31 protein-coding genes are annotated in these 26,146 nt (G+C 63.0%); 9 read left to right on the plus strand and 22 right to left on the minus strand.

Translation table 11 applies throughout. The features are described 5' to 3' along the window. Positions 1 to 83 precede the first annotated feature (83 nt). Both ACLBKR_RS03280 and ACLBKR_RS03285 read right to left on the minus strand, forming a co-directional pair. Positions 84 to 1,373, minus strand: a complete 1,290-nt coding sequence (locus tag ACLBKR_RS03280) for an NAD(P)/FAD-dependent oxidoreductase (RefSeq protein WP_414900620.1) — start codon at positions 1,371 to 1,373, stop codon at positions 84 to 86. A gap of 125 nt (positions 1,374 to 1,498) precedes the next feature. Beyond that, positions 1,499 to 2,641: an AI-2E family transporter gene (locus tag ACLBKR_RS03285; RefSeq protein WP_414900622.1), complete on the minus strand. Its 1,143-nt coding sequence runs from the start codon at positions 2,639 to 2,641 to the stop codon at positions 1,499 to 1,501. Between the two features lie 159 nt (positions 2,642 to 2,800). Here ACLBKR_RS03285 and ACLBKR_RS03290 point away from each other — a divergent pair, with 159 nt between their 5' ends. Further along, positions 2,801 to 2,923, plus strand: coding sequence for a hypothetical protein (locus tag ACLBKR_RS03290; RefSeq protein WP_414900624.1), 123 nt, complete (start codon positions 2,801 to 2,803; stop codon positions 2,921 to 2,923). A 23-nt stretch (positions 2,924 to 2,946) separates the two neighbouring features. Here ACLBKR_RS03290 and ACLBKR_RS03295 read toward each other — a convergent pair whose 3' ends face one another. The 7 genes from ACLBKR_RS03295 to pqqA form a co-directional block, all read right to left on the minus strand. Beyond that, a complete protein-coding gene (locus ACLBKR_RS03295; RefSeq protein WP_414900626.1) occupies positions 2,947 to 3,744 on the minus strand; it encodes an SDR family oxidoreductase in 798 nt (265 codons plus the stop codon). Between the two features lie 151 nt (positions 3,745 to 3,895). Then, on the minus strand, positions 3,896 to 5,191 hold the full coding sequence (locus tag ACLBKR_RS03300; RefSeq protein WP_112829129.1) for a PQQ-dependent sugar dehydrogenase: 1,296 nt from the start codon (positions 5,189 to 5,191) through the stop codon (positions 3,896 to 3,898). 218 nt (positions 5,192 to 5,409) lie between these two features. Continuing rightward, positions 5,410 to 6,546 carry a pyrroloquinoline quinone biosynthesis protein PqqE gene (gene pqqE, locus ACLBKR_RS03305; protein ID WP_113447876.1) on the minus strand — a complete coding sequence of 379 codons (1,137 nt, stop codon included), beginning with the start codon at positions 6,544 to 6,546 and terminating at the stop codon, positions 5,410 to 5,412. Beyond that, positions 6,543 to 6,857, minus strand: a complete 315-nt coding sequence (gene pqqD, locus ACLBKR_RS03310; protein WP_112829131.1) for a pyrroloquinoline quinone biosynthesis peptide chaperone PqqD — start codon at positions 6,855 to 6,857, stop codon at positions 6,543 to 6,545. Before pqqD ends, pqqE begins: the two co-directional genes overlap by 4 nt. Continuing rightward, entirely contained in the window at positions 6,854 to 7,657 is an 804-nt protein-coding gene (pqqC, locus tag ACLBKR_RS03315) for a pyrroloquinoline-quinone synthase PqqC (RefSeq protein WP_280520022.1), read from the minus strand. Before pqqC ends, pqqD begins: the two co-directional genes overlap by 4 nt. Beyond that, positions 7,617 to 8,555 (minus strand): pyrroloquinoline quinone biosynthesis protein PqqB, encoded by a 939-nt coding sequence (pqqB, locus tag ACLBKR_RS03320; RefSeq protein ID WP_113447875.1) that lies wholly within the window; start codon positions 8,553 to 8,555, stop codon positions 7,617 to 7,619. The genes pqqC and pqqB overlap by 41 nt, the downstream gene beginning before the upstream one ends. A gap of 21 nt (positions 8,556 to 8,576) precedes the next feature. Continuing rightward, complete coding sequence (gene pqqA, locus ACLBKR_RS03325) at positions 8,577 to 8,672, minus strand: pyrroloquinoline quinone precursor peptide PqqA (RefSeq protein ID WP_099056987.1); 96 nt, start codon at positions 8,670 to 8,672, stop codon at positions 8,577 to 8,579. A 364-nt stretch (positions 8,673 to 9,036) separates the two neighbouring features. Between pqqA and ACLBKR_RS03330 the strand changes: the two genes are divergently transcribed. Continuing rightward, positions 9,037 to 9,474 (plus strand): hypothetical protein, encoded by a 438-nt coding sequence (locus ACLBKR_RS03330; RefSeq protein WP_113447874.1) that lies wholly within the window; start codon positions 9,037 to 9,039, stop codon positions 9,472 to 9,474. A gap of 20 nt (positions 9,475 to 9,494) precedes the next feature. On the opposite strand, the gene ACLBKR_RS03335 is transcribed toward ACLBKR_RS03330, so the two are convergent. Together ACLBKR_RS03335 and ACLBKR_RS03340 are read right to left on the minus strand one after the other, a co-directional pair. Then, entirely contained in the window at positions 9,495 to 9,917 is a 423-nt protein-coding gene (locus tag ACLBKR_RS03335; protein WP_414900631.1) for a RidA family protein, read from the minus strand. Position 9,918: 1 nt separating this feature from the next. Beyond that, positions 9,919 to 11,364, minus strand: coding sequence for an FAD-dependent monooxygenase (locus ACLBKR_RS03340; protein WP_113447873.1), 1,446 nt, complete (start codon positions 11,362 to 11,364; stop codon positions 9,919 to 9,921). Positions 11,365 to 11,436: 72 nt separating this feature from the next. On the opposite strand from ACLBKR_RS03340, the gene ACLBKR_RS03345 reads away from it, so the two are divergent. Next, positions 11,437 to 12,111, plus strand: a complete 675-nt coding sequence (locus ACLBKR_RS03345; protein WP_113447872.1) for a TetR/AcrR family transcriptional regulator C-terminal domain-containing protein — start codon at positions 11,437 to 11,439, stop codon at positions 12,109 to 12,111. Between the two features lie 4 nt (positions 12,112 to 12,115). Here ACLBKR_RS03345 and ACLBKR_RS03350 read toward each other — a convergent pair whose 3' ends face one another. The 5 genes from ACLBKR_RS03350 to ACLBKR_RS03370 form a co-directional block, all read right to left on the minus strand. After that, positions 12,116 to 12,679 (minus strand): biotin transporter BioY, encoded by a 564-nt coding sequence (locus ACLBKR_RS03350; RefSeq protein WP_113447871.1) that lies wholly within the window; start codon positions 12,677 to 12,679, stop codon positions 12,116 to 12,118. A 67-nt stretch (positions 12,680 to 12,746) separates the two neighbouring features. After that, positions 12,747 to 13,349: an energy-coupling factor transporter transmembrane component T family protein gene (locus tag ACLBKR_RS03355; RefSeq protein WP_113447870.1), complete on the minus strand. Its 603-nt coding sequence runs from the start codon at positions 13,347 to 13,349 to the stop codon at positions 12,747 to 12,749. Continuing rightward, positions 13,346 to 14,026, minus strand: coding sequence for an ABC transporter ATP-binding protein (locus ACLBKR_RS03360; RefSeq protein ID WP_113447869.1), 681 nt, complete (start codon positions 14,024 to 14,026; stop codon positions 13,346 to 13,348). The genes ACLBKR_RS03355 and ACLBKR_RS03360 overlap by 4 nt, the downstream gene beginning before the upstream one ends. A gap of 211 nt (positions 14,027 to 14,237) precedes the next feature. Next, on the minus strand, positions 14,238 to 14,714 hold the full coding sequence (locus ACLBKR_RS03365; protein WP_113447868.1) for a hypothetical protein: 477 nt from the start codon (positions 14,712 to 14,714) through the stop codon (positions 14,238 to 14,240). Next, a complete protein-coding gene (locus ACLBKR_RS03370) occupies positions 14,701 to 14,907 on the minus strand; it encodes a hypothetical protein (RefSeq protein WP_162757854.1) in 207 nt (68 codons plus the stop codon). Before ACLBKR_RS03370 ends, ACLBKR_RS03365 begins: the two co-directional genes overlap by 14 nt. Before the next feature lie 219 nt (positions 14,908 to 15,126). Here ACLBKR_RS03370 and ACLBKR_RS03375 point away from each other — a divergent pair, with 219 nt between their 5' ends. The 3 genes from ACLBKR_RS03375 to ACLBKR_RS03385 all read left to right on the plus strand — a co-directional run bounded on the left by ACLBKR_RS03375 (position 15,127) and on the right by ACLBKR_RS03385 (position 17,505). Then, positions 15,127 to 16,317 (plus strand): winged helix-turn-helix domain-containing protein, encoded by a 1,191-nt coding sequence (locus ACLBKR_RS03375; RefSeq protein ID WP_113447867.1) that lies wholly within the window; start codon positions 15,127 to 15,129, stop codon positions 16,315 to 16,317. Positions 16,318 to 16,339: 22 nt separating this feature from the next. Further along, positions 16,340 to 16,756: a GNAT family N-acetyltransferase gene (locus ACLBKR_RS03380; RefSeq protein ID WP_113447866.1), complete on the plus strand. Its 417-nt coding sequence runs from the start codon at positions 16,340 to 16,342 to the stop codon at positions 16,754 to 16,756. A gap of 236 nt (positions 16,757 to 16,992) precedes the next feature. Further along, positions 16,993 to 17,505 (plus strand): GrpB family protein, encoded by a 513-nt coding sequence (locus ACLBKR_RS03385; RefSeq protein ID WP_113447989.1) that lies wholly within the window; start codon positions 16,993 to 16,995, stop codon positions 17,503 to 17,505. A gap of 137 nt (positions 17,506 to 17,642) precedes the next feature. Here ACLBKR_RS03385 and ACLBKR_RS03390 read toward each other — a convergent pair whose 3' ends face one another. Together ACLBKR_RS03390 and ACLBKR_RS03395 are read right to left on the minus strand one after the other, a co-directional pair. Next, positions 17,643 to 18,215, minus strand: coding sequence for a pyridoxamine 5'-phosphate oxidase family protein (locus ACLBKR_RS03390; RefSeq protein WP_113447865.1), 573 nt, complete (start codon positions 18,213 to 18,215; stop codon positions 17,643 to 17,645). 35 nt (positions 18,216 to 18,250) lie between these two features. After that, positions 18,251 to 19,243 (minus strand): MBL fold metallo-hydrolase, encoded by a 993-nt coding sequence (locus ACLBKR_RS03395; protein WP_414900637.1) that lies wholly within the window; start codon positions 19,241 to 19,243, stop codon positions 18,251 to 18,253. A 136-nt stretch (positions 19,244 to 19,379) separates the two neighbouring features. Between ACLBKR_RS03395 and ACLBKR_RS03400 the strand changes: the two genes are divergently transcribed. Further along, positions 19,380 to 20,276: a LysR family transcriptional regulator gene (locus tag ACLBKR_RS03400; RefSeq protein WP_113443267.1), complete on the plus strand. Its 897-nt coding sequence runs from the start codon at positions 19,380 to 19,382 to the stop codon at positions 20,274 to 20,276. A 254-nt stretch (positions 20,277 to 20,530) separates the two neighbouring features. Here the strand turns inward: ACLBKR_RS03400 and ACLBKR_RS03405 are convergent, their stop codons facing one another. The 3 genes from ACLBKR_RS03405 to ACLBKR_RS03415 all read right to left on the minus strand — a co-directional run bounded on the left by ACLBKR_RS03405 (position 20,531) and on the right by ACLBKR_RS03415 (position 23,156). Next, positions 20,531 to 21,025 (minus strand): cupin domain-containing protein, encoded by a 495-nt coding sequence (locus ACLBKR_RS03405; RefSeq protein ID WP_414900640.1) that lies wholly within the window; start codon positions 21,023 to 21,025, stop codon positions 20,531 to 20,533. 96 nt (positions 21,026 to 21,121) lie between these two features. Next, positions 21,122 to 22,642: a winged helix-turn-helix domain-containing protein gene (locus ACLBKR_RS03410; RefSeq protein ID WP_414900642.1), complete on the minus strand. Its 1,521-nt coding sequence runs from the start codon at positions 22,640 to 22,642 to the stop codon at positions 21,122 to 21,124. A 124-nt stretch (positions 22,643 to 22,766) separates the two neighbouring features. Further along, entirely contained in the window at positions 22,767 to 23,156 is a 390-nt protein-coding gene (locus tag ACLBKR_RS03415) for a hypothetical protein (protein WP_113340375.1), read from the minus strand. A 205-nt stretch (positions 23,157 to 23,361) separates the two neighbouring features. Here ACLBKR_RS03415 and ACLBKR_RS03420 point away from each other — a divergent pair, with 205 nt between their 5' ends. After that, entirely contained in the window at positions 23,362 to 23,724 is a 363-nt protein-coding gene (locus ACLBKR_RS03420) for a hypothetical protein (RefSeq protein ID WP_414900644.1), read from the plus strand. A gap of 10 nt (positions 23,725 to 23,734) precedes the next feature. Here the strand turns inward: ACLBKR_RS03420 and ACLBKR_RS03425 are convergent, their stop codons facing one another. Next, on the minus strand, positions 23,735 to 25,132 hold the full coding sequence (locus tag ACLBKR_RS03425; protein ID WP_414900646.1) for a PLP-dependent aminotransferase family protein: 1,398 nt from the start codon (positions 25,130 to 25,132) through the stop codon (positions 23,735 to 23,737). 113 nt (positions 25,133 to 25,245) lie between these two features. Between ACLBKR_RS03425 and ACLBKR_RS03430 the strand changes: the two genes are divergently transcribed. Then, positions 25,246 to 26,109, plus strand: a complete 864-nt coding sequence (locus ACLBKR_RS03430; protein WP_414901715.1) for a DMT family transporter — start codon at positions 25,246 to 25,248, stop codon at positions 26,107 to 26,109. The last annotated feature ends 37 nt before the right edge of the window (positions 26,110 to 26,146 follow it).

The following is a 26,146-nucleotide window of genomic DNA, read 5'->3' on the forward strand; positions in this document are numbered from 1 at the left end:
CCTTCAATGCTCTATCTCTTTGTTTCTATGTAATTCCAGACGCAAGACCGCTTCACATTTTTGCTGGAATGACTCCCGGTCGATCAGTCCTCGTCGAATGTGACGGCTTTCAGCTTGTCGATGCCGAGCACCTGCAGCGTCAGCTTTTCATAGAAGGGTTCGGCCTGTCCGCTCCTGATCTTGTGCAGGAAATACTTCTCGAAGCCCACCTTGGCGGCATGCACCCATTTCCCTTGCGAAGACCAGTTGACGTTGCGCGGCGGGATCTGTGGCTGCGCCACGAAAGCAATGCCGCCATCGCCGAAATCGGCCAGGCAGACGGCGTTCCATGTACCCTGGGCCTTCGGCTCTTCGCCGCGCACCAGCGCCGAGATGTTCTTGGCCGTCGCCGTCACCATGCTCTCGATCATGAAGCCGGTTTTCGGCACGCCGACCGGAACCGGCGTCTTGCCGGTGGGGGCGATCGCCACGCAGACGCCGATTGCGAAGATATTCGGATACCGGCCGTTCTGCTGGTGTTTGTCGACGAGGATGAAGCCGCGCGGATTGGTCAGTCCCTCGATGTCGCGCACGGCCTCGACGCCGCGGAATGCCGGCAGCATCATGGTGTAGGCAGAGGCAACGTCATGCGCCACCTTGACGGAGCCGTCGTCATTCATCTCCTCGACGGTCACCTTGTCGGAGCCGACTTCCTTCACCCGGGCATTGGTGATCCACTTGATGTGCTTGGAGCGCAGCGCGCTTTCGAGCAGGCCCTTGGTGTCGCCGACGCCGTCGAGGCCCAGATGGCCGATATAGGGCTCGGACGTGACGAAGGTCATCGGAACGCGGTCGCGGACCTTCGCATCGCGCAGCGCTTTTTCCAGAATGAAGGCGAATTCGTAGGCCGGTCCGAAGCATGAAGCGCCCTGGACCGCGCCGATCACCACCGGGCCGGGTTTCCTGAGCAGCTTCTCGAATGCTGCCTTGGCGTCGAGCGCGTGGTCGATATGGCAAACCGAATGACTGTTGGCGGCGGGGCCGAAGCCGGGGATCTCGTCGAAAGCAAGTTCCGGACCGGTGGCGATCACCAGATAGTCGTAATCGACGAAGGCGCCATCGGAAAGTTCGACGCGGTTTTCCGCCGCGTGCAGGCGTCTGGCGCCCTGCGGATAGAGCGTGATGTCGCGCTTGCGGCAGGCGGGCTCCAGATCGACCTCGATGCTGTCGCGGTCGCGCCAGCCGACAGCGACCCATGGATTGGACGGAACGAAGGAATATTTCGCTCCTTTGTTGATGATCGAAATCCTGTCGCTGCGTGACAGTGCCTCCCTCAGTTCATAGGCCATGATGGTGCCGCCCAGCCCGGCACCCAGAATGACGACATGCGCCATGAAGCAACCTCCCGTTTGCTTGATGTTCAAAAAATCATATATATGAATATTTGAAGATATTATTTGCGATTTATCAATTTTCGCAAAAAACTTCGCGGGTGTGGGAGGAGATTTCGGGCGGTCGCTCAGTCCGGAAGGTTCGGCTGGATCCGGTTTTGCGGCAGAAGCTCGCTGGCGACGGTGATGGCGATGAGCGAAAGCGGCACGGCGAGCATGGCTCCGATGGCGCCCCACAGCCAGGTCCAGAAGATGATGGCGACGAAGACGGCGAAGGAGTTTATCTCCAGCCGGCGCCCCATGACCGCTGGCGTCACCAGGTTCTCCATGACCATATGAACGGCAAAGAAGGCAGCGGCTGGGGCGAGCCCGACGACGAGGCTGTCATGGGCGATGACCCCGGCGATTGCGAGCGCCATCGTCATCGCGGTGACGCCGAGAAAGGGCACGAAGCTCGACAGGAAGGCGAAGAAGCCCCAGAGCACGGGCATGTCGAGGCCGCCCGCCCAGGCGATGATCGTCATGGAGACGCCGACGACGGCATAGAGCAGCGAGGCGGTGGCGAAATAGAAGCCGAGCGCCTGCTCGATGGCGTTGAAGGTACGGATGGCTGCAAGCCGCCGCGCGCGGTCGCGGAAGGCGATGATGAGGGTCTTGCGGATGGCATGCCTGCTGCCGAGAAAAAGCACCAGCGCCGCAAAGAAGATCAGCGTCTGCACGATGGCCGGCGTCACCCTGGTGGCGACGGTCGATAAAACGGTGCTGCTGTTTTCGATCAGCGCTTCCATGGACATCGATCCGGAACGGAAGCTGGCGCTGTTGATGTGCAGCCACTTTATGCGCTGGAGATAGGGCAGTATCCGTTCGATCGCCTGCTCGACCATGGCTGGCGCGTTTGCGGCGAGTTCGCCAAGCGGGCCGATCAGCGTGTTGGCGATGAAGAAGATCAGCGCCGCAAACCCTGTCGTCAGAATGAGCGCCGACAGCATCGGCGGGACGCCGAGCGCTCCCAGCCGGTCCGCCGCAAGCCCGAGGATCAGGCCGACCACCACCGCAAGGGTGATTGGGATCAGCACGCTCGCCGCGAGATGGATCGCGGTGACCGCAAGGATCACGAAGATGCCGATGACGGACCAGATCAGCGCCAGATCGAGGGCCGTCTTGCGCACCCGCACCCGGCGCACCGGCCGCCGCCTTGCCGCTCCGGCATGGGATGTCCTTGCCCCCATCGCCTCGTGGTTTCTGCCGGTTCCGTTCGGCCCCTCGTTCATGATTGAAAGCCCCCGAGTGATGCTGCCTGACAACGCGAAAACGGCAGGAGTGTTCCGCCAGCGGAAAGCCCTGCGGGAAAGCGGGTCCGCTGCCTTCGACGTCGCCCGGATGACGGCAGGGACAAACGCTTGCGAAGGGGCGATCTCGGACCGTTATTCATGACGTTTGAAGCGCCGTCCTGGTTGATCCCGGCGCTGGCCGGGCGCGAATTCCTGCACTATTCCAAAATGATGGGAGGATTTATGGCATTTTTGACGTTCGTCGGTCCAGTGCCGACATGATGGCGATCGCCGGGCCCCGTCCCTCAATAGGCTCGGGTAAAGCCGCCGTCATGCATGATGTTCACGCCGGTCATGTGATCCGAGAAGGAGGAAAGCAGGCCCGCGACCGCCACGGCCACTTCGGCGGGCTCGCCGTATTTGCCGAGCGGAATATTCGAGGTTTCCTCCGCCAGCCGTTCCGCAAGCGTCACGCCGGCGGCCTCGGCGCGCTTCTCCAGCCCCGCCTTGTACCATGGCGACAGCGTTCCCCCGAGCGAGAGCGTGTTGACGTGGATGCCGCGGCCTCCGAGCGCGAAGGCGAGCGTCTTGGCTTCGCCGAGCCAAGCGCAGCGCAGGACGTTGGAGGTGGCGTAATGCCCGAGAACCTGGGCGGAACTGATGCCGGAAATGAGGACAATCTTTGCCCGCCGTCCATTCGCAGGGTCGGGTGACATCCTGGCAATGGCCGCCTTCAGCAGTTCCAGCGGTCCGATAAAGCAGTTCTGGAAAAGCTCCGTCCAGGCGGAACTCGCCGGCATCGGATCGTTGGTGCTGTGGGCCTGCGGCGGCATCAAAACGACGCCGTCGAGCGTGATGCTCCGCCGGGCCATCTCGTCGGCGAAGGCGGTGATGGAGGCGATGTCGGTCATGTCGACCGCGATAGTCTGGTGAAGTCCGCGGTCGTAGCCGGCCAGTCCGGCGGCCAGCGCATCCAGCTTTTCAGTGTTCCTTGCGGTGAGCACAAGACCGTAACCGAGTTCCGCCAGATGGCGGGAAACCGCCGTTCCGATCCCGCCGCTCGCGCCGGTCACCAGTATCACCTTCCCCGTAACCGCCGGCATCCGTGCCTCCGTCGCTTGAGCCTTGAGGATCGGACAACATTAGCACTCACCGGCGGGTCGGATAATCAGGCGTTCGGGTGAGCCCCCGCACCCGTCGGAATAAGTATGCAGGTCATGCCGGCTCTCGGTCGGTGAGTGCCGGCCCGTCGTCTCAGGCCCCGGTGACCCGCCAGATCACGTCGCCCACATCGTCAGCCACCAGCAGCGAGCCGTCCGGGCCGATGGTGACGCCGACCGGGCGGCCATAGGAATATTTCTCGTCGGGCGCCAGGAAGTCGGTGAGGATGTCCCGTGGCGGGCCGGAGGGCTTGCCGTTTTCGAAGGGCACGAAGATCACCTTGTAGCCGGCGAGCGTCGACCGGTTCCAAGAGCCGTGCTGGCCGATCACCATGCCGTCGGGGAAGCCGGGCAGGGTGCCTGCCGGCAGCCAGCAGAGACCGAGCGAGGCTGTGTGTCCGCCCAGCGCATAGTCCGGCCGGATGGCGCTGGCGACCAGCCCCGGATTCTGCAGCACGCGGTCGTCGACCGTCTGGCCCCAGTAGCAATAGGGCCAGCCATAGAAACCGCCGTCCTTCACCGAGGTCAGGTAGTCGGGCGGCGTCTCGTCGCCCAGACCGTCGCGTTCGTTGACCACGGTCCAGAGATCGCCGGTGGTCGGCTCGAAGGCGAGACCGACCGGATTGCGAAGCCCTCCGGCGAAAATCCTGTTCCGTCCGGTCTCCAGATCCAGTTCGTAGATGCAGGCGCGGCCTTCCTCGGCCTCGAAACCGTTTTCCGCGATATTGCTGAGCGAGCCGACGCCGACATAGAGCTTCTTGCCGTCCTGGCTTGCAAGAATGCTGCGGGTCCAGTGCCCTGCCGGCTTGAAATCGGCGAGCCGGCGGCCCTGCGCGGCGATATGGGTCGTTCCCTCGCTATAGGGATAGGCGACCACGCCGTCGGTATTGCCGACATAGAAGGTGCCGTGCAGCATCGCCATGCCGAAGGGATGGTTGAGACCCTCCATGAAGGTGTGGCGTTCCTCGGCCACGCCGTCGCCGTCTGCATCGCGCAGCAGCGTGATGCGGTTGGGGCTTTTGCCGACGGCGGCCGCGCGCTTCATCGTCGAATACATGGCGTAATCGAAGGGCGTCCTGATCCTGCCGCCATCGACGCCGAGCGCCTCCGCCGTCAGCACATCGCCGTTCGGCAGCACGTGGAGCCAGCGCGGATGCTTCAGTCCCTTGGCGAAGGCATTGACCTTCAGGCCGGGGGCTGCCGTCGGCGTGTGGCCGTCGGTCCAGCCGCGCGCAGTCGGCATCTTCAGCGTCGGGATGCGCTGCGCCTTCGCCTCGGGAATGATCGGCGCGCCGCCGATGGCCGGTTTCTCCGGGCCCTGGCCGAAGCGCCGCATCAGGATCATCGCCGCGCCGATCATGGCGACGATGCGCGCGAAAATTGCCGACATGTCTTGGTCTCCCCCGTCTGATTTTCTCGACGCACCTTAAAGCATGTTGCGCGAAAGTATGCAGCGGTTTTGCGATAACAACATGCGACATGACAATGGGCTAAAGGCGGGAAGCGAATCTGAAAGATCGCCCCGCGCTTCAGACAAAGCTCTCCCGTATTGGAACTGACGATCGCCCATTTCAACGCAGTTCGTCGGCAAGCTCCGGATGTCGGTTACTATACGGGCTGGATGGATGGCTGCCGTCCCCGATAGACGAAGGCCGGAGGTTCTGCGAGGCCATCCTCCTCGGCTGCCGCCGCAAGGGCTGCGTGAAGCGGGGAATGCATGCAGACTGGGTCGGTTGCGCGCGCATCGCCGGCAAGCGCCATCGCCTGGCAGCGGCAGCCGCCGTGGTCGATGTGTTTGCGAGCGCAGCTTCGGCAGGGCTCCCGCATCCAGCCGTCGCCGCGAAAGGCGTTGAAGGCGGCCCCTTCGTACCAGATATCGGCAAGTCCACGCTCCCGTACATTGTCGAAGGCGAGCCCCTTGATGGTTTCCGCCGCATGGCAGGGGAGAACCCGGCCCGACGGCGTGACGTTCAGCCCGCTCGATCCCCAGCCGCCCATGCAGGCCTTCGGATAACTGGAATGATGGTCGGCCGGTACGTAATCGATCACCAGCACGCCTTCATGCCGGCGGCGGGCTTCCGCCACGAAGGCGTTTGCGGTTTCCACCTGTGCGCGGGTCGGCATAAGGGCCTGCCGGTTGCGTTCGGCCCAGCCGTGGAATTGCACTGTGGCGATTTCGATGCGGCGCGCGCCGAGTTCGATGGCAAGCGCCACCATGGGGTCGAGTTCGTGCATGTTCTGCTTGTGGCAGACGGCATTGACGGTGAGCGGAATGCCCACGCTTCGCGTCCAGCCGGCGACCGCAATCTTGCGCGCATAGCCGCCCGCGTAGCCGCCGACGATATCGGCCTTCTCCGGCGTTGCGCCCTGCAGCGAGAGCTGCAAATGGTCGAGACCGGCATCGGCAAGTTCTGTAATGCGCGCTTCGGTCAGCCCGATGCCTGAGGTGATGAGATTGGTGTAGAGGCCGAAGCCCGCTGCCGCACGCGTGAGATCGACGAGGTCGCGGCGCGAGGCGGGCTCTCCGCCGGAAAGATGCAGGTGCAGCACACCGAGATCGGCGGCCTGCCGGAAGACCTCGATCCACTCGGCGGTCGAAAGCTCCTCCGTGGCGCGAGTGAGTTCGAGCGGGTTGGAGCAGTAGGGACAGGCGAGCGGACAGCGATGGGTCAGTTCCGCCAGCATGGCGATTGGCGGTGCGGGCCTTTGCGCAACGAAGCGGGCTGGACTTGAGTGCTCGTTCATGACGCAAGCTCCAGCAGCCGCCGGTTGGAAAACTCCCGGATGAAAGCGATGATATCGGCGAGCACGGCCTCTTTCGGCGCATCGAACTGCCGGGAAAAATCCCCGGCGATGTCCTCGAGGCTGCGCTTGCCGTCGAGCGCCCTGACGATGGAAACCGCGATCTCGTCCAGGGCTAGCGCCCGTTCGGGGGCAAGCAGCACGGTCTGACCGCGAACGGGATCTTCCCGCAGCTTCACGCCGCGCGCGAGCTTCGCGACGGTGGCGCCATCGACGGTGACGGCCGGAGCGCTGGGGGCGTCGGTTCCGTTCATTCAGCCGCCCCCTGCAAGGGCCGGTCGTCGACTTCGCCGGTCACGCCCTCGCGCCCGTCCCAGCCGCCGGGCGGAATGCGCGCCGGCGCGACGTAAGCCGAATGCAGTGTGTCGAGTTGCGACCAGAGCACATCGGTCTTGAAGGTCAGCGCCGCCGCTGCTGCGTCCTGCTTCTCCAGGCTGTCGGCGTGGTCGAGCACATAGGCAAGCCCGAAGGCGACGTCCTGCGGCGCCTCGTTCAGCCGCTGGCGGAAGTAGGAGAGGGCGGCATCCCCGGCAAAGGCATAGTGTTTCAGCAGTCCGGCGATGCGGTTCTCGTGGATCGCGGGGGCGAAAAGTTCGGTGAGCGACGAGGCAACGGCCTCCAGCAACGTCTTTTCCCGGACGAAATGCACATAGGCATCGACGGCGAATCGTATGCCCGGCAGAACGCCGCGGGCAGAGGCGACATAGTCGGGATCGAGACCCACGGCTTCCGCCAGCCTCAGCCACCGCCGGATGCCGCCGCCCTCCGCCAAGCCTCCGTCATGATCCTCGATGCGGCTGCGCCAGATACGCCGGAGCCGGGGATTTTCGCAGCGCGAGAGGAGTGCCGCGTCCTTCATCGGGATGCGGCTCTGGTAGTAATAGCGGTTGATGACCCAGGCGCGCACTTGCGTCATCGAACACGCGCCGCCATGCAGCATCTGGTGAAAGGGGTGCTTGTCGTGATAGCGCGCCGTGCCGATGGCCCTGAGACGCGCCTCGAAGGCGGCTTTTTCAGGCGACGTCGATATCTGCGGGGATGTGGATGTCTGCAAGGCTCACCTCCATGCCGTCTTGGCCGATCTCGAAGCCTGCGGCTTCGACCTGCCGCCGCTCCGGTCCGGCCTGCCAGATCGGGTTGGTATTGTTGATGTGCACGTAGATTTTCCGCGCGATCGAAAGTGTGGAAAGGGCTGCAAGGCTGCCGCCGGGACCGCTGATCGGCATGTGTCCCATGCGCCGCCCGGTCTTGTGGCCGACGCCGGCTGAAATCATCTCGTCGTCGCTAAAGACGGTGCCGTCGAAGAAGACGAGGTCGGCTCCCATGAGGCGGGCGCCAAGCGCCGGCGTCATCGCCCCGCAGCCGGGAATGTAAAAGGCCCGCCGTTCGCCGATCAGGAACTCCACCCCAACCGTGTCCTCGCTCTCCTGCCCGAGCCTGAGGCCTTCTGCTTCGAGATAGAGCGGAGCCTTGCCGGGGACCGGAAACAGCCGTATCCGCATCCCCGGAAGGGGAGAAAAGACGGTGTCGAGCCCGATGGTCTTCCGCTCCACGAGGGCAGGGTCCAGAACCTCGAAGACCGGGTTTTGCCGCAGCGTTTCCATCAGCGTCGCTGTGGCAAACAGCGTGAACGGCTGCTTTTCCCGAAGCGTCAGGAGGCCGGTGACATGGTCGATATCGCCATTGGTGACGATGACGCTACGGATCGGGCTGCCGCGCAGGCCGCGCGGATGCAGGCAGGCGTTTTTCTCGATCTGTGCCCGGATGTCCGGCGAGGCGTTGAAAATCGCCCAGTTTTCGCCATCGGCGCTGACCGCCAGCGACGATTGGCTCTGCGGTGTCATGCCCGAGACCGGATCGCGCGCCGCCATGCAGTTGGGACAGCCGCAATTCCATTGCGGCAACCCGCCGCCGGCGGCCGCGCCGAGCACGAGGAAACGAAGCTTGCTCATCGCCCCGTGCCCGTCGCGCGATCAGAACAGGACGGGTTCGTCACCGTCCGCCGGGGCGTAGCGGTTGATTTCCATACCGCAGCTGACTTCGATGAATTTCGGCGCAGTCCATTTCATGGCAGTTCCTCCCGAAGTTGGTGGGTCTCTGCTTGCTGTCCTCCACCTTGTGTGGATGCCGCCTCCCGTGGGCGGGAAACGCGGACTGGACACTCCTCCAAGCAAGGTCGATCCTAGGAAGCGGAGGCGGTGGGCGGCAATACGGAGAAACGTATCGGTTTTGGTGAAGAACCGGTGCAGGCTGCAAACCTGTTGCAGCCAGCTTTTGGGCGCAGCGCCATCGAATGTGGAAGGCGAGACGGTGCGGCATTCCTAATCCTCCCCTTTGTGGGGAGGGTGCCCGGCAGGCGGGAGGGGTTTTGATGCGGAGTGCCCCTATGCCTTCCGATGTAAATGCCATGGCTTTCGGGGAGGGAGGCTTTCGATGGGGACGAGACTTTTGAAAACGCTGCTTGTCATGCTCGCCGGTCTGGTCGGCGGCTATCTGGCAGCACTCGGTGTGGGACTTGCGGCCTTCGATGTCTTCGAGGTGTCGCAGTTTGAGGGTGCCAACGCCATGGGACTGCTGTTCTTCATCTGCCCCGTGGCGGCGGTGGTCGGCGCTCTGGTGGCGGGCATCTGGTACTGGATCGTTTCCGGCAGACGCAATCCGCAAACGAGAGCCGCGCCGGGAACGAAGGCCGGTATCGCATGGTTGGCCGCAGCCGCGGTCGGCGGATGGCTTGCGGGTCTGATGCTGCAATGGTTGCTCGCCGGCCGCTCCTACGAAACCTATGTCGTGGCGCTCGCCGTCTCGCTTTCGCCTTGGCTTGGGGCCATGGGGCTTGCCGCCGCCGCATGGTGGATGCAGCGGCGGGATTGAGGCAGCGGAAGCCGGGGTAATCACGGCGAGGACGGAACCATAGCCAGCGCCTCGATCTCCACCAGCCATTCGGGCATGGCGAGGGTTTCCACCCCGACCCATGTGCTGGCGGTGACCGGCCAGCGCTCGGCGAACACCTCTCGCCCCACCTCGAATATGGGGCCGATCAGCTCCGGCCTGTGGCCCACGACATGGATGCGCATCTGCAGGATGTGCTCCGGTCCGGCGCCGATTGCAGCAAGCGCGTGCCGGATATTGGCGAAGCACTGGCGAGCCTGCCCGGCATGATCGCCGGGCGCGACGAGGTTTCCATTCTGATCGAGCGCCACCTGTCCGGAGATCGCCGCAAGCCTTGACGCGGGCGGCGCAATGGCGATCTGGGCGATGTGACCGACGAAGGATTGCGTGAGGCTCTGCGGGTCGAGCCTTTCGATCGGCATCATCTCACGCTGCCGCATAGAGGTACCCGTCGGGCCGGATCGTCATTGCCACCGGCTGGCCCATGGGGAGATCGGCGGGCGGGACGCTCTTCATCTTCGCGGAGATAGTCGTGACATTCTCCTCCCGCAGCCAACCCGGACGTGCGGCGCGAATGCCTGGCTGAAGGGAAAGATCGAGCCACCGGCCATCCTGCATCAGGCGATAGAGCGTGGTCTCCGAGCCGTCGTCGAGCACGAGTTCGACATCGCCAACCGATGTGCCAGCCTTCGAATGGTCGGTGCCGACGACGTCGGTATCCGTCCGGCCGTAGCGGACGCCGAAGCCGGAAAGCTCCGCCGCCAGCCGCTGATTGACCGCCGGGATTTGCAACAGCCCGTTCAGGGCATCTCTCAGCGCCAGTGTTGCCGGGTTGAATTCGGTCATCAGCGCGACCTGGGCAAGCGTGTTCTTGTACAGGCCTTCACCCACCGGGCGGCGTTCCTCGCCATAGCTGTCCAGCAGCGATGCGGGAGCCTGACCGCGCACCACCATGGCCAGCTTCCAGCCAAGGTTCATGGCGTCCTGAAGTCCGACATTCATGCCCTGACCACCTGCCGGCGCGTGAATATGCGCGGCATCGCCGGCAAGCAGGATGCGGCCGCGTCGGTAGCTGTCGGCAAGGCGCGTTTCGTCCGCGAAGCGCGACATCCAGATCGGATCGCGCGCCCCGAAATCGCTGCCGAGAATGCGCCGGGCGGATTGCGTCACTTCCTCAAGCGTCACCGGCTCGGTGCGGGCCACATGGCTGCGCAGGGGATCGACCAGAACGATGCGGTGATGCTGTCCGTCTCCAAGCGGCGCCACCATGGCGCATCCGTTTTCGTTGACGGTCGATAGGACCGACCGTGCCGGCGGAGCCGCCAGCACGACATCGGCAAGCATCATCGTGTGACGGGCGGGCGCGCCGGAAAACGGGATGCCCGCACTTTCCCGCACGATGCTTCTCGCGCCATCCGCGCCGACCAGATAGGCGCAGGCATGGACCGCCCGATCCATCGAAACGAGTACCTGCCCATCCTGCTCCTCGATCCCGGTAACGCTCTCGCCGCGTAGCACTCTGGCGCCAAGCTCGATGGCGCGTTCCTCAAGCTTTGCCTCCGTATCCGACTGCGGCAGGTAGAGCGTGAAGGGGAAGTGGCTGTCGAAGGTGGAAAAGTCGAGGCGGGTGTCGAGCACGCCGAAATGCCCGCTCGGGATCGGCCGGCCGGCGTCGAGGAAATGCTTTTCCAGGCCCCGAAGAGCGAAAAGCTCGATGCTGCGCCCGTGAATGGTCAGCGCGCGGGATTGCTGGCTGCGCTCCGTTCGCCGCTCGAGGACCAGGACATCGACGCCTGCAAGCCTGAGTTCGCAGGCAAGCCAGAGCCCGACTGGCCCGGCACCGACAATAATGACTTCATGAAAATTCCGCATGGCATATCTCCAATCTAACGTTGTTAGGTTGGTCTAACAATGTTAGGGAGTCAAGTGAGAAAGGAGAAAATCATGGCTGTCGTGAAGGAAGAGGTGATCGCCACTGCGCTGGGCCTGCTCGATGAGAGCGGTTTGGAGGGCCTGACGATGCGCAAGCTCGCGGAAACGCTGAAGATCCAGGCCCCGTCGCTTTATTGGCATTTCGCCAGCAAGGATGCCCTTCTCGACGGAATGGCCGAAGCGCTGCTGGTGCCGGTGGCGGTGGACATGCGGGCGGGCGAAGCGTGGGACGTGCGTCTCGCGGCAATCGCAAACGAGCTGCGCCGTGCGCTGCTGTCACGGCGCGATGCCGCGCGCGTCTTTGCCGGCACCTTTCCCGTCTCCGGAAACGTGCTGCGGGTCGGGTCTCAGGTGATGGAATGTCTGAAGGAGGCGGGCGGCGACGAACGCCTGGCCGCCTGGGGCACGTTCACGCTGCTCTATTACGTGCTCGGCTTTGCGATAGAGGAGCAGGCCTTCACGGAGAAGCAGGGCAAGCAGCAGGCGGCCCATCCGCCGGAATTGCTGGAAGCTTATCCTCTCGCCGTCTCCGCGATGGCGGAAATCACCGGCGACAGCAGCGACGAGCGCTTCGGTTTCGGCCTGCAGATGCAGATTGAAGGCTTCAGGCATGTCGCCGCCCGGCACAGGGCGGCGAAAGAAAGCGATGCCACCGGTAAGGGCGGCACCGCGCTCAGGAAGGGCTGACGGCTCAGGCCCGCTGCGGCAAAAGCGGATAGCCGACCATCACGGCGCGGCCGGCGAGGCCGGCGACGGCTGCCTTCAGCAGATCGCCCGGAATGAAGGCCATCGAGCCGAGGAAGGCCTTCTGAAATCCGAGGCCCGCGCCGAAGGCGAGATAGCCGATGCCGAAGAGATAGAGCACCACGACACCGCCGATGGCGGCCGCCGCGAAGAAGCCGAGCGTCTGCGGCAGCGCCGCCATGGTCGGCCGCGCGAAGCGCTCGGCGAACAGGCCGGTGACATAGGCGGCGGGAACCCAGCCGATCAGGAAGCCGACCGTCGGGCCGGCGAAGACGGCAAGGCCGCCGCGACCGCCCGAGAGCACCGGCAGGCCGATGGCGACCAAGAGGATGACGAGCAGCGGCGCCAGCGCCCCGCGCTTCGCCCCGAGCATGACGCCCGCCAGCATCACGCCGAGCGATTGCAGCGTGATCGGAACAGGAATGAAGCCGAGCGTGATCGGTGGGATAAGGCCGAGTGCCACGATGATCGCGGCAAACAGCGAAACGAGGACGAGGTCACGGGTGTTCATGGTGTCTCCCTTGGTGCATGTCCGCCTGCAATGACGGCGGCGCTTGCGAATTTCCCCCAGCCCTTGCTCATTGGCCGCGAATGCCGCGCGCGTCAATGGCGGCGGCAATGTTGTCGGCATCCTTCAGCGTCGAAATGATGAGCGGCCCGAGGATCGTGGTGATTTTCGGCCGGATGCCGCGCGCCCGGTGCGCCTCGCGGATCGCTTCGTAACGCGTCAGGATCTCCGGCACGAAACGGACCACCAGCCCGACCGAAAGCCCGATATCGGCGGCCTTGACCAGCCCCAACCGCTCCAGCGGCGAGGCGGCGCGGGTAATCGTGTCGATGAAGGCGGAGACCGTGGTGGAGGCCGTGACCGCCGCACCCAGCATCATCAGCGTGGAAAGCCTGAGCGTCGTCACCATGGCCTCTTCGGCGCTGGTCAGCAGCAGATGGAACAGGCCGACCAGCAGGATCGTCGCCAGCACGGGCCGGAGCGGCCTGATCGCCGCGGTGATCGGTTGACCGAGGCTGAAATAAAGCCCGCTCGATAAAACGAGCGCCGGCACCAGAAAGCGCGGATCGCGGGTGAGGAAGATAAGAACGGCAGCAAGCGCCAGTCCGGCGATCTTCGCCGTGGCGGGCAGGCGGTGCAGCGGGCTCTTGCCGGCAACATAGAGGCTCCTCATGACAGCGCAAGCTCCCTGTAGCGGGCAATCGCTGCCTGCGCCGCGCCATCGAAGACAAGCTGCCCCTGATGAAACACCAGCACGCGGCCATAGCCGGAAACGAGGTCGAGATCGTGGCTGATGACGATCGCCTGTTGTGGCAGCGCGTCGATTGCCGCCTGCACCATGGCGCGGTTCTTGAGGTCGAGCTGGTTGGTCGGCTCGTCGAAGATCACCAGTTCAGGCCCGGTGACGACCACGGCGGCAAGGGCCGCGAGCTGCAACTCGCCGCCGGAAAGCTCATGTGGCCGTCGGTCCGCCAGATGGGCGATGCCGAGTTGCGCCAGCACACCGTCGACCGCCCGGGAGAGCGCGTCGCCCTTCACGCCGCGGCTCTTCGGCCCGAAGGCGATATCGTCGCGGATGATCGGCAGGATGATCTGGTTGGCCGGGTTCTGGAAGATGAAACCGGTCTTCGAAAGCACCGCCTTCTCGTCCTTCACCGTGTCCAGCCCGTCGAGCGTCACCCGGCCGGCGAACGGTTTCACCAGCCCGTTGATGAGCCGCGCGAAGGTCGTCTTTCCCGAACCGTTGAGGCCGATCACACCGATGCGCTGTTCCCCAAGCACAAGATCGAGCGGCTGAAGCGCCACATAGGCGCCGTAACGCACCTCGGCCCGGTCGAACGTGATCTGCAAGCGGCTTCCCCCGACTTTCAAGTGCCCCAAATGCAAGTGGACGCCTCTATAGCTCCTGCGGTGGGGAAGGGGAATGGGCCTACGCCACCCTAGGTGACGTAACATGCGTGGGTGCAAGAGACGTTGTGCGGGAATGAGCGATTTGGTTTCGATTGAAGTGTATATTAAAACAGTAGCTTAATCAAAGGTGCCTCTTGGGCACCCAAGAGCGTTACTCCGCCGCTGCGGTAGAGAGCAAACCTATCAGGTCAACGCCCGAACGTGCCAAGATGACCGCGAGAATAATTAGTCCAAGTGTATAGAGGGCATTCGAAAATATCGATGTGCCGACATCCGGCCAGAATTTACCTTTAACAGCGTCGCGTAGAATTCTCGGCTCAGCTTCAGATATGACGTAGTCGGCATATTCAGCCAAGACCTGTTGCGCATTGTTTCTCGCATTTTGAATCTGCGAGGAGGTCCAAGTGGCGTGATAAGCCTTAAGCTCTTCTTCGCTGGGTGCCCTGCCATGGCGCGCTCTAATTTCGGAGGCCCATTCCCGTTTGGCATTTTTATAGATGCCGTAGGCCACAATACCAAGTAAATCTTGGTTGCCAGCTTCTCCGTCGCCGACAAATCTCTCGAAAATTGTATTGTAATCTTTACTTCCGTTTGGAGCGGAGGAAGCCACGACTTCAGCGGTTGTCATCCGTTTTGCTCTTCACGAACGAACCAGATACCTCTTTCAGCTTCCTGTCTGCCGAGGATAGAGCCTCCTCGAAAACACGCGGATTCATCACTTTCGTGGTTGCTCCGTTTTTTGCCATGCGCTCTATAAATACGCCTGTGCGGGCGTCTCGGCCGATTGTGAAATATGTTGACCTAGCGGTTTTCTTGCTCATCGCAATCCCCTGTACTGCCAAAAACGCTCAATGTATGTAGTGAACAAATCAGCAATATCCTATGGCCATATCAGCACGTTAATGTGAAACCTGCAATCGCGCCGTCGTACACAACGCAAATAGCGTTCGGTAATGCAAGCGAGGCCGTGCTGTTTCGGTTTGTTGGCATAACTATCATCACGCATTGAACATATCATGAACATTCGCTAGCTTCTGCTCATGGCGATTCCAATTTCCAATACGCAGGCGCGAAAAATCTTCATGGAGCGGCAGGGGCTTTCCCGGCCGCCGCATCTGGCGCTGGGCAAGGCGGGGCTCTTCGATCTCGTGCACGATCTCGGCTTCGTGCAGATCGACAGCATCGCGACGGTGGAGCGCGCCCATCACCAGATCCTCTTTTCGCGCAATCAGACCTACCGGCCGGAGCATCTGTCCGCCCTGATCGAGAAGGACCGGGCGCTGTTCGAGCACTGGACGCACGACGCCTCGATCATTCCTTCGGCCTTCTTTCCCTATTGGAAGCACCGGTTCAGGCGGCGCGAGGCAAAGATCCTCGAAAACTGGCGCAAATGGCAGGGCGAGGGCTTCGATCAGGCCTTCGAGGAAACCTACGCGCGCATCCGGGAAAACGGTCCGGTCATGGCGCGCGAGGTGAAGGCGGAGGAACACAAGTCCGGCGGCTGGTGGAACTGGCATCCTTCGAAGACGGCGCTCGAATATCTCTGGCACACCGGCAAGCTGGCGATTGCCGGACGGGAGAATTTCCAGAAGATCTACGATCTGTCCGAACGGGTCATCCCCAAGGAACATTTCGAGGCGGAGGTCGATCACGACGCCTTTGTCGACTGGGCCTGTCGAAGCGCCCTGACGCGGCTGGGCTTTGCCACCTCGGGCGAAATCGCCGCCTTCTTCGATCTCGTCAGCCCGCAGGAAGCCAGGCTCTGGGTGGAAAGCCATCGCGACGAACTGGAGGAAGTGGCGATCGAAACGGTCGATGGCGGCAGGCCGCGCGCATCCTTCGCTTTTGCCGAGGGGCTGGAAACGCTGCTCGACGCGCCGGAGCCGCCGGCCCGCATCCGCACGCTCAGCCCCTTCGATCCCCTGATCCGCGACCGTAACCGTACCGAGCGCCTGTTCGGCTTCTTCTACCGCATCGAGATCTTCGTGCCGGAACCGAAGCGGGAATACGGCTACTATGTCTTCCCGCTGCTCGAAGCCGACCGCCTGATCGGCCGCATCGACATGAAGGCCGACCGCAAGACCGGCGTGCTAGATGTGAAACGGCTCTGGCTGGAAAAGGGCGTCAAACCCTCAGCCGGCCGGCTGGAAAAGCTGCAGGCCGAGCTTGCCCGCATCGCCCGCTTCGCCGGGGTGGAAACCGTGGTGCTCAGGGACGGCTGGCTGGGATAAAATTTAAAAAGGGAGGGGACTTGTGTCCGACAATAGCGACTACCGCATCGAAGCCCGCGTGCCCGGCATCGAGGATTACCTGCGTTTGCGCCATGTCTCGGGCCTCAGCCCCTTTTCCCGCGAGGCGGCGGAGAGGGGCCTGCCGAATTCGATCTTCGGCGTCTGCCTGATGCGGGGCGGGGAGGTGGTCGGCATGGGCCGGATCATCGGTGACGGCGGCTGCTTCTTTCAGGTGACCGACATCGCCATCGACCCGGCGCATCAGGGCAGGGGGCTGGCAAAGTGGATCATGCAGGCGCTCTCCGATTTCATCGCGACGCTGCCGAAATCCGCCTATGTCAGCCTGATCGCCGACGTCCCGGCCAACCGCCTCTACGCCCAGTTTGGCTTCGAGGAGACCGCGCCCCGCTCCGTCGGCATGGCGCGCAAGGTGGCGTGAGCCGGGGTCATCTTCGTGCAACTATGCCGGTTGTCGGCGGCGTCGAACCGCATGCCCGGCTCGAAAAACGGCAAGCCGAACCCGCCCTCGTCGTCGGCGTGGAAAGGGCGGTGTTGCGGGACGGCTGTTCGGGGTGAGTGAGGGCCCTTGTGCTCAACCGTTTCGCGCCGAGACGAGACATTCGCGGACTGGATAGGCTAAATGTTGGTCTGTCGCCAACGATCACGGATGCCCTCATGCCGACCTTGGTTGAAATTGTTCCCTCCAACCCGAAATGGGCAAATGACTTTTTGGCGGCCGAAGTCGTTCTGAGAAAGGTCCTCGGTGGATGCGTCGTGGCAGTCGAGCACATCGGCAGCACTGCAGTACCCGGATTGGCCGCAAAGCCGATAATTGACGTGGATGTCATTGTTTCGGGACTCCGTGACATTCCTGATGCAAGCGCCGCTCTCATCGGCGCTGGCTTTCAGCCGCGTGGTAATCGGTATGATGACGATGTTTGGGCCTTCCTTTTGAATCGCTCTTCGCCCCGAATAAGGGTGTACCTCTGCCCGCCCTCTAACCAAACGCATGAAAGGCGAATGCTTTTCCGAAACTACCTTCGCCAACACGACGATGTGGCTTTGGCATACTCCGCCCTGAAACGCCGCCTTGCGGATCAGTTCCCGTATGATGGTGATCGTTATACCTCGGAGAAAAGTGCTTTCATTTCCGAGATAATCTGCGCGGCAGAGAAGGACATGGGATGACCGCTTCGGGCCGCAACCGGACCAGCGGCTTTCCAAAGCGCCATCCCGGCATGGCTGTCTCCCGACTCGAACGGCCATCGCCCCACCCGTCGCGTGCGACGAGGCGCGAACCTGAACCGGATCGGAACAGCATCCGGCTATCCCGATTGCAGACGCTCAAGCTCAGCCCGCGTGAAGCGCGGCGTGATGTGCTGCGGGCAGTTCCAGTCGTACGCCTCCACCGCGATGAGGACGAGGCGTTCCACGCGAGCGGGGTAATCCGGCACGGTCAGCGCCTTCGCCAGAACCGGATCGTCCGCGGCATCGATGATGTGCATGTGGCCGAAGATCTTCAGGCGTTGCTGGTGAGCATAGTCCATCAGGAACAGCGAGACGCGGTCATTCGCGCGCACATTGCCCGTCGTGATGTATTGCCGGTTGCCGCGAAAATCCGCAAAGCCCAGCATCGATGCGTCGACGGTGGCGAGAAAGCCCGGAGGCCCGCCACGGTACTGGACATAGGGCCATCCCGTCTCTGAGACACTGGCGATATAGAAGCCGTCGCGCGCCCGGATGAAGGCCGTTTCCGAAGGACCGAGGGGTTGCCTCGGCCCGGCATCGTCCGCGTGGCCGCGCGCGCCTATCCGTGCCCACTGCGCTGCGCTGCCATAGTGTTCCTGCGCGGCCGCGACGGAGGCCGTTGTGGCGATGCTGAGATATCTCGTGCCCATGCGTTTTTCCTTTCTCAACCGCGCCGGAACGGCCCTCAGTTCTGTAAGGCCCAGTCCGCCACCTGCCAGCGCAGCTGCCCGCGGTCGGCGACGACGCGGCCGAGCCCCGGAAAGGGCATGTGCGTGGCGGCAATCAGCGCGCCTTCCGAGGCGGCGCGAGGAAAGAAGCGGTCGCGCATCGCCTTGGCCGCGACGGGGTCCTGCTCGAACAGGAAGAATACATCGGTCGCTCCAGGATGCACGACCGGAAAGAGCATGTCCGAAACCATGATGAGGCTCTGCCCGCCATCTTCGACCCGCACGCCGATATGGCCGGGTGTATGGCCGGTCAGGTCGACGATGAAGACGCCCGGCACAATCTCGCGTTCGCCGTCGATCGCCTGGAGTTTCGGGTAGAGGCGCACGACCTCCTCCGCCATCTGGAAGCTGGTCTGCAGATAGTCGGCTGCGCCGCTGCGCTTGGCCGGATCGGTCCAATGCTTGACGTCGCGACGATCGATATAGAGTTCGGCCTCGGGGTAATTGTTCTTCCCTCCGAGAACCAGGCCGCCCATGTGGTCCTGATGCATATGTGTCACGATCACCGCGTCGATCTGATCGGGCTGCACGCCAAGCGTACCGAGCGCCTGCGGCAGTGCGCCGGTCTGTCCGATCGAGCCGGCCGCTCCGGCATCGATCAGGATACGGTGTGCGCCATCCTCGATGAGATACTGGTTGAAGAGGAAGCGCACGCCGCTCGGCCGGGCGGTGAACTGCGCAACGGCCGCCTGCTCGACTTCGGCCGCCGTGCGCCCCGGAAAATAGTCGTAGGGCATATCGGCATACCCGTCCGTAAGGGCGGTCACCGTGAAACGGCCAATGCGGATCTGCGCCAGCGGCGTAAAGGTGGCCGGCGTCTTCGCGACCTCGTGCGTTGCGGCAAGGGCGGGCGTGGAAGCGCCACCAATCAAGCCTCCCCCGAGGAGGCTCACCCCGCCGAGGCCCAGAGGAAGGGCGCCGACAAAGGCGCGACGTGAAAGCTGAGACATGACTTCTTCCTCCGGATCATTGGAAATGCGGGAAGCCGGCCGGCGTCCCCTCGACGGAGTGAAGGCTATGACATCCACAACGAACGGGGTATCCTGCCATTTATGGAGCTTTCCTCTCAAATTCCGGAAGGATTGAATGGATCGGTTTGATGCGATGTCGGTGCTGTTGGCGGCGGTGGATGCCGGCAGCCTCTCTGCGGGCGCGCGGCGCCTGAATGCACCGCTCGCCACGGTCAGCCGAAAGGTCGCCGATCTTGAAAACCATCTTGGTACACGATTGGTTCTGCGCACGCGCCGGGGCCTTGCCCTGACGGAGGAGGGGCGTGCCTTTGTTGCCGCGTCGCGTCGCATTCTGGAAGAGTTGAACGCGGCCGAACGGCAGGCCAGCGGCGATTATGGCGCTTTGCGCGGCGGGCTGCATGTGACCGCGCCGATTGTCTTCGGCGAGCGCTATCTGCTGCCGATTGTGCTGGAATTCCTGAAGGAGCAACCTGACATCAACCTGCGGCTGAGCCTGGTCGATCGGCAGGTAAGTTTCTCCGACGAGCATGTCGATGTGGCCCTGCGGATCGGGCATCTGGCAGACAGCGCGCTGATTGCCACGCGCATAGGCTCTGTCCGCCGGGTGATCTGCGCGAGCCCGGACTATCTCGCCCGCCGGGGAGTGCCGCTTCGGCCGGATGACCTCGCCCAGCATGACGGCATAAGCTTCCAGGGCTTCGCAACCGCGCCGGAATGGCGCTACCGCCGGGACGGTGCGGCCTTTGCCGTCGAACCGCGCTCCAAGCTCGCGGTGAACACGACGGAGGCTGCCATTCAGGCCGCACTGGCCGGCATCGGCATCATACGCGTGCTGTCTTACCAGATTTCCGATCAGTTGCGCTCCGGCGCGTTGCAGGAATTGCTGACGGAGTTCGCGCCGGAACCGCTTCCGGTGAACGTTATCCACCGACCCGCCGATCCTCTGCCGCTGAAGGTACGATGCTTCCTTGACTGGATAGGGCCCCGCCTGCGCGCGCGCATGTCCCAGTAGCCCCCCGTTATCCTGGCTGGCCTCGCTTGATGACCGTCAGACGCCGCTTTCGGTCCGCAACGGATCAACAGCAGATACCCCCGGCTTTCCCGCAACGAAATGCCAATTCCCTCGTCACCGTCGTTTCGCCGGCGCCGGAACAGCGGTGTTGCGGGTTGGATGGCTGGGGTGAGGTGAGGATGGCTTGGGGGTGATCGATTTGGGGCTATAGCCATCGGAATGCCGCTGCAGGTTGTTATGAAGCGGGATGGCTTCTATCGGCCAATCCCCTCGATTGTTTTGGCCCCAAGCTTTTTGGTCTCGTCGTTGATGATGCCATATCCGCCCTCTATCGATGCGATCTGCTGCGCAGTCGCGCCCGGCCCTAGGGCCGCGATTTCGCAAAACATCCCTTCGCAGCCTCCGGGCGTCACGATGCCGAGCATCCGCCCCATCCCTTGGCCAATATTGCGCCAGGCATGTTCGACGTTCGGCGGTAAAACCACGACCGAGCCGGGCGGCGCATCGAACACCTGATCGGCGCACCAGAATCGGTAGGTGCTTTGCAAGACCCTGAACATTTCGGTCTCACGGGTGTGCGTATGAGGTGCCGGACCTTCTCCGGGCGGAGTGAACGTTTCCCATACACCGAACGCACTGTCCGTTTCGCTCTTCAATGCATGTATGACCAGCCTGGCGCCAAACGGCGTCATCGCCACACGTTCGCTACCCGGAAGTGAGATTTGAGCGCTCGTGAAGTTCGAAACCATCGGTCTCTCCTTTGGCTGACGGTTTTCGCATCTTGCCCGCCAGGCCTCTTTGGGTCCCAAAGGAATTCCAAAAAATGTCAACCGCCGCCGCCGAATTCAGTCGGGAAGGCCTGCCAGCCTCATCGAATCCACGACCATCTGGAACCGGTCGGCGTAACGATGTCTCAGGCGAACGATATCCGACATCCGCATGGCCGGAGCTTTCGACATAAGGCGAGACAGGACATTTCTCGCTTGCTCGATGCGGCCCAGTTGGACATAGGCGGCAATGAGCATCCAATAGGCTCCAAGCCAGTCTCCGTTCTGTGCGATGCTGCGCAGCGACCAGGAAATCGAATCCTCGAATTCTCCCTGGAACAGGCGGGCAATAGCGACGCCCGCATTGAGCTCATAGTTGTCGAGTGCCCCCGGAGCGATTCTCAAGGCGCGAAGGAAGCCTTGGCGGCCGATTTCCACGTCGCCTGCCATCACGTTTGCAAAGGCACAAAGCGAAAGCACGGTCGAATTGTGGGGGCAGCGCCGTTCCGCCTCTGCCAACATCGCCAGACTTCGTTCCGACTCGCCTGATATGTTGAGGAAGACGAGCGCGCAAATGGCGTCGACCAATGGGTCGCCTGCGCTGTACCGTAGAGCCCGTTCGGCAAGCTGCAACGCTCTTGCGCGCTCCCTTTCCGACATGCCCGATCCGAATGTGTCAAGTCGCTCGTAAGCCCAGGCAGCATGTGCAAGCCCAATTGCAAAGCGGTCGTCGGACTCGGTCGCCTGTTCCAGGAGCCGTATGGCCTCGTTCCGGTCTTCCGCAGAGGTCCCGCGGAAGTAGGGCAATGCCTGAAGATAGAGATCGTAGGCACGGAGGACGGAGGGAGGACTGCGGCGCAGGCGTTCTATCTCCGCCTTTCTGATACCGGGTTCGACGACGCCAGCCACCGCCTCCGCTATCCTGTCTTGAAATTCGAACACTTGGCCGAGTTCACCATCAAATCGCTCGCTCCAGCGTTGCCTGGCTTTTTCTGTCTCGATCAACTGAACGGTAACTCTCAGTCGGTCGCCCTGACGCTGCAGGCTTCCGGAGAGCGCATAACGCACGCCCAACTTCCGGGCTGCGGATCGAAGATCGAGACGTTTTTCGACAAAAGCGTGGGTTGCGCTGCGCGAGAGTACGGAGAAGGTGGTGAACCTCGAAAGGGCGGTAACAATGTCTTCGACAACGCCATCAATGAAATACCGCTCCGATCCGTTGTCCGAGAGGTTTTCGAATGGCAGGACCATAAGCTGCGGGCCGCTGTCGTCGACAGGGGCGGCTGGTTCTTGGCGTCCGGAAAAACGGTAGCCGACGCGCGGTACAGTCTCTATCCACTCCCCGCCCGATGGCGCGCGGCCTAGCGCTTTGCGAAGCGCTGCGATCTGAACCGAAAGATTCGCCTCGCCGACGGTACGCTCTGGCCAGGCAATTTCAATCAACGCTTCCTTGGATACCACGGCGCCATCGGCTTCCAGCAGGGCGACCAGAAGGGCAAAGGCCTTGCTGCCGAGCGGTACGAGTCCGCCCGCACGCATCACCGTGCCGGCGGCGGGATCGACGGAAAAAGTGCCAAACGAGAAAGTCTCCTGGGCCATTTACCCAGGATAGCCGAGTTTGCATCGGCACACATCTCCGAGCCAGACGCCAGGTTCACTGTCGTGATAGCGAAGAGGCCTTCTGGCTTCGGACCGAAACCCCGCGGTGATGCGGAAGCCGCAGTTACGATTGCGGCAACCCGAGACCGTTCGGCAGCGAGATCCAGATGACGGTTTGCGCTTCTGTGGAATGGCGCGACAGATGACCCTTGCCATGCGTGTCTTCCACCAGCACAAAGCTGCCGGCTGGAACGTGGCGCACATCTCCATCGCTCGTTTCATATTCCACCGAGCCATCCAGCCTGACTGTCAGCACGGGCTCCGGCACCGTGTGCCATGAAACTTCGCGCATGCCGGCAGGAATGTGGGTGAGGCGGACACGGGATGCCGGATAACTGGCCGTAACGTCGAACGGCACGGCGTCGGGATGCACCGAAAGCGATGTGGTCGGCAGTTCGATTTCATCGAAGTGCGATTCACCATCCGGGCTTGCATGTATGCGCAGGCACTTCATCGCTGCTGTCTCCTTCGGCGTCGCGAACGGGGGCAAGGCATGCGTATCATGCGGATGCAGGCGACGCTACCGGTCCGGTGTGAAGTTCAGTGGAGCCGACGGGAACCGCGGCCGGCTCCCGGCAAGGGCGGTCATTGTAACGGTCGTGTTGCAAACCCGCGATAGCCTCCCGCGACGGGATCTCTATGTTACTGCCGAGGACCGAATGAGTGTGACATTCAAAGAGCTGAGCGAACGCATTGGTCAAGTGGGAGAGCTTTATGCGCGGGTGCATAACATCACGCGCAGTGCAGATTGGTATCTGCTCAAGCTGACGGAGGAACTTGGCGAGTTGACAGCCGAACATCTGCTGGTTGGCGGCGCAGCGAGACCAAACGCGGATGGTTCAGGAGGCACTCGCGAATCGCTCGAGAATGAAGCGGCCGATCTTTTCGGGCAACTGGTGCTCTATTTGCGGGCAAATGATATCGACATTGTCGCCGCGATCGAGCGGAAGTGGTTGCGGCATCTGGATCACTACGTTGAACTCGACAAGATAGCCTCCGCTTCTCCTTCGAAAGCGACCTGACGTCCTCCCATCACCCCCGCATCGCCCGCTCCAGCGCCGCAAACACCTTCGCATCGCCGGATTGCGCAACATTGAACCGCAGGAACCGCGTTGCCGTCTGCGAGACGCTGAAGGCGTTGCCCGGAGCGAGCACAACGTTGTCCATGAGCGCTCGGCGGGCGACGTCGGCGGCGTCGAGGCCTTCGGGGAGTTCTGACCAGAGAAACATGCCGCCGCGCGGTTCGATCCATGGCTTCAGGCCGAGCGCCTGGAGTTTCCGGCCGGTCTCTCCCATGGCGCGCGACAGGCGGTCGCGCAGCCCGTTCATGTATTTCCGGTAGGTGCCGTCCTTCATCAAGGCGAGCACCAGTTCGGCCGAAAGCGCATTGCCGCCGAAGGATGTGGCGATCTTCAGGTCGATCAGCCGCTCGATGAAGTCCCGCCTTGCGGCGATGAAGCCGCATCGGGCCGCAGCCGTCAGCGTCTTCGAGAAGCTGCCGATATGGATGACCCGCTCGAAGCCGTCGAAGGCCGCAAGCCGCGGCGCCGGCTCCAGCTCGAAATCGGCGAAGATGTCGTCCTCGATGATCGTCAGCCCGGCCTCATCGGCAAACTTCAGGATGCGATGCGCGCTGACTGGCGAAAGCGTCGCGCCGGTCGGGTTGTGAAGCGCCGAATTGGTGATGTAGAGGCGCGGCCGTTGCTCGGTGAGTGCCGCGGCGAAGAGCGCCATGTCGGGGCCACCAGGCGTATAGGGCACACCGACGACCTTGACCCGATGGGCTCTGAGCAGCGCCAGAAAATTGAAATAGCAGGGATCGTCGACCAGCACGGTGTCGCCCGGCTCGACGAGAAGCCGCAGCAACAGGTCGATCGCCTGCGTGCCCGATTCCGTCAGCATGATCTGGTCCGGCGGCACCTCCATGCCATGTTCCGCCATGCGGCGCGACAGGAGATGACGCAGCGGCAGCAGGCCGAGCGGCGTGCCGTAGTCGGTGAGCACCCTGTCGTCCGCCCGCGCGATGTGACGAAGCGAGCGGCGCAGTTCCGCCTGCGGCATCCACGAGGCTGGCAGCCAGCCGCAGCCCGGCTTCAGCACATCTTCGGTCGCCTCGAGCGATTGCCGCGACACCCAGAACGGATCGACCGCCCGGTCGAGCTTCGGACCGATTTCCGCGAGCGTCAGCGGCGGCAGGTGCCCGGCGACATAGAAGCCCGAGCCACGCCTGGACAGGATCAAACCCTCGGCCGCCAGCCGGTCATAGGCCTCGACCACGGTCGAGGTGGAAACCGCCATTGTCTTCGCAAGGCTGCGGATCGAGGGAAGCTTCGCCCCCGGCGAAAGCGTGCGCACGCCGATCCGCTGCCGGACGGTCGCCATGACCTGCCCGACCCGCGTCCGGGTATCCATCTCAATGATTTCAGGCATCCGTACTGCTCACTTGACCATTACAGTTTGTTAAAACTGTAATGCACTGTGCCTGAAAAATCCATCCGCCATCGCCTATCACCTGTCATTGCAGTGAAAGAAGGAAAGACATGATGGACAAGACAACGACGGGCTGGATCAACGGTTTTCTGGGTGTTCTGATCTTCAGCGGCTCGCTGCCGGCGACCCGTGCGGCGGTGGCGGATTTCGATCCGGTGTTTTTGACCGTCGCCCGCGCAGCCATCGCCGGCACGCTGGCGCTTGTTCTGCTTCTGGCTTTTGGCGAAAAGCGTCCGCGGGGCGGGGATCTCGTCTCCCTGGCGGTGGTGGCGCTCGGCGTTGTCGTCGGCTTTCCGCTCCTGACGGCGCTGGCGCTGAAACATGTCACTTCGGCCCATTCCATCGTCTTCATCGGGCTCCTGCCGCTCGCGACCGCGATCTTCGGCGTGCTGCGCGGCGGCGAAAGACCGAAGCCGGCCTTCTGGCTGTTTTCCTGCCTCGGCAGTGCGCTGGTTGCGGGCTTCGCGCTGATGCAGGGCGTTTCCGCCTCGCCGGTGGGGGATCTCCTGATGCTCGCGGCCATCGTCGTCTGCGGGCTCGGCTATGCGGAAGGCGCGAAGCTTTCCCGCGTGCTTGGCGGCTGGCAGGTCATTTCCTGGGCGCTGGTGCTGTCGCTGCCGGTCATGGCTTTGCTCGCCATTCTCACCATGCCGCAGTCCTTTGCCGATGCGGCCCGCCCCGCATGGCTCGGCCTTGCCTACGTCTCGGTCTTCAGCATGCTGGTGGGGTTCATATTCTGGTATCGCGGCCTTGCGCAGGGCGGCATCGCCGCCGTCGGCCAGCTGCAGCTTCTGCAGCCGTTCTTCGGCCTGGCGCTCGCCGCGACCCTGCTGGGCGAGGCGGTAAGCTGGTCCATGGTCACGGTTACCGGGGCCGTCATTCTCTGCGTCGCCGGCGCCAGGCGCTTCGCAAGATAATCCGGCGGGCTCCAGCGAGCTCCGCCGTCAGGCGAAC

The sequence above is a fragment of the Paenirhizobium cremeum genome (assembly GCF_047553425.1).
Lineage (GTDB): Bacteria > Pseudomonadota > Alphaproteobacteria > Rhizobiales > Rhizobiaceae > Allorhizobium > Allorhizobium cremeum.